We start from the raw sequence: 1,941 nt of genomic DNA on the forward strand, positions 1-1,941 counted from the left end.
AGGACGTGGCTCTTCCGATCTTCTGGAGGTGGGGGCGGAGCTGCCCTCCGGCGCGCCGGCCGCCGATGACGATGTCGCGGCGCGGCGCGAGGCGGCGACGCTGCGCGCGGCGTTGGAGGAGCTGCCGCTCGCGCAGCGCAGCGCGCTCCGCCTGACAAAGATCGAGGAGCTGTCGCTGGCGGAGGCGAGCGGCCGGTCCGGGATGACGGTCGGGGCGCTGAAGGTGGCGACGCATCGCGCGATCCGGTCGCTGCGGCGGCGTTTCGGCGTGCAGGAGTGAGGGGCGCATGCAGAGCGAGGAGCTGATCGGACGGCTGGCCGCCGGCCTTCGCCCGGTGCGGCGGGCCTGGCATCCGGCGCTGGCCACGGCGGCGTGGGCGACGGCGGCTGGGCTGGTGATCGCGGCCGGGGTCGCGTGGTTCGGCATGCGGCCCGACCTCGCCTCGCGGCTGCGCCAGGGGCAGGAGCTGGTGGCGCTGGCGATGGCGGCGGCGACCGGCCTGCTGGCGAGCTTCGCCGCCTTCCAGCTGGCCCTGCCCGACCGCGACCGCCGCTGGGCGCTGCTGCCGCTGCCCGCCGCCTTGGCCTGGCTCGCCACCATGGGATGGGGCTGCCTGCAGGACCTCACGCGGTTCGGGCCGGAGGCACTGAGGCTCACGACAAGCTTCTCCTGCCTCGGCTTCATCGTCGGCTTCAGCCTTCCGCTCACCCTCGCGATCCTGTGGCTGGCGCGGCATGCGGCCTGGCTGCGGCCGGAGCCGGTCGCGGCGCTCGGCGGGCTGTCGGCGGCGGCGCTGGCGAGCGTCGGGCTGGCGCTGGTGCATCACCTCGATGCCGCGGCAATGGTGCTGGTCTGGCACGGGCTGTCGGTGCTGCTGGTGACCGTCCTGGCGCGCGCCGCAGGGCCGCTGCTGATGCGCGCGGAGGCGTAACCGCGCGGCGCGGCGCGGCGAAGGAGGCGGGTCCGCAACGGATCACGGAGCCCGTCATGCAGCGCCGCCTGCTTCTCGCCGCCATCCCCTTCTGTGCCGTTGCCGCGCGGCCCGCTCGGGCGGCGGAGCGCGCGCGCTTCAGCGACGCCGCCTTCGATGCCGCGCAGCAAGCGGGGCGGCCGTTGATCGTCGAGGTGACCGCGCCCTGGTGCCCGACCTGCCGCGTGCAGCGGCCGCATGTGGATGCCGCGCTGGCCGATCCGCGGCTGGCCGGCGCGGTGCTGTTCACGGTGGATTTCGACAGCCAGAAGGATGCGCTGCGCCGGCTCAACGTGCGCAGCCAGTCCACGCTGATCGCCTTCAACGGTCGCGAGGAGCGCGGCCGAGCGACGGGCGTGACCGACCCGGCGGCGATCCGGGCGCTGCTGCTGCGCGCGGCCTGACGCGGCATGGCCGCGCTGCTGCTCGCCTGGCTGGCGGGGATGCTCGCCAGCCTTTCGCCCTGCGTGCTGCCGATCCTGCCGATCGTGCTTGCGGCGGCAGGCGCGGAGCACCGGCTGGGTCCGCTCGCGCTGGCCGGTGGGCTCGCGCTGAGCTTCGCAGGGGCGGGGATGCTGCTGGGGCTGGCGGGCTTCGCCCTCGGGCTCGATGGGGAGGTGCTGCGGATCGGGGCGGCGGTGCTGATGCTGCTGGCTGGCGTCGCGCTGCTTGCTTCCGATGTCGCGGCGCGCCTTTCGGCCGAGGCGGAGCGGCTGCTGCAGCCGGTGCAGGCCTTCGCGCAGGGCATGTCGGCGCGCGGCGCGGGCGGACAATTCGCGCTGGGGTCGGTGCTGGGGCTTGCCTGGGCGCCCTGCACGGGGCCGGCGCTCGGGGCGGCGGTTGCGCTCTCGGCGCAGGCGGAGACGGCGGGGCGGGCGGCGCTGACCATGCTCGTCTTCGCGCTCGGCGCGGCGGTGCCGCTGCTGGCGCTCGGCTATGCGGCGCGCGGTGCGGTACCGGCGCTGCGCCG

4 protein-coding genes are annotated in these 1,941 nt (G+C 75.9%); all 4 read left to right on the forward strand.

The window, feature by feature from the left end:
* On the forward strand, window positions 1-280 hold a 280-nt coding region (locus tag L2I40_RS22510), incomplete at its 5' end, for an RNA polymerase sigma factor (RefSeq protein WP_272911003.1).
* 7 nt (window positions 281-287) lie between these two features.
* Window positions 288-932, forward strand: a complete 645-nt coding sequence (locus L2I40_RS22515; RefSeq protein ID WP_237217565.1) for an NrsF family protein — start codon at window positions 288-290, stop codon at window positions 930-932.
* Between the two features lie 56 nt (window positions 933-988).
* Entirely contained in the window at window positions 989-1,375 is a 387-nt protein-coding gene (locus L2I40_RS22520; RefSeq protein ID WP_237217567.1) for a thioredoxin family protein, read from the forward strand.
* A 6-nt stretch (window positions 1,376-1,381) separates the two neighbouring features.
* On the forward strand, window positions 1,382-1,941 hold a 560-nt coding region (locus tag L2I40_RS22525; RefSeq protein WP_237217569.1), incomplete at its 3' end, for a cytochrome c biogenesis CcdA family protein.

The organism is Falsiroseomonas oryziterrae (assembly GCF_021864505.1).
Lineage (GTDB): Bacteria > Pseudomonadota > Alphaproteobacteria > Acetobacterales > Acetobacteraceae > Falsiroseomonas > Falsiroseomonas oryziterrae.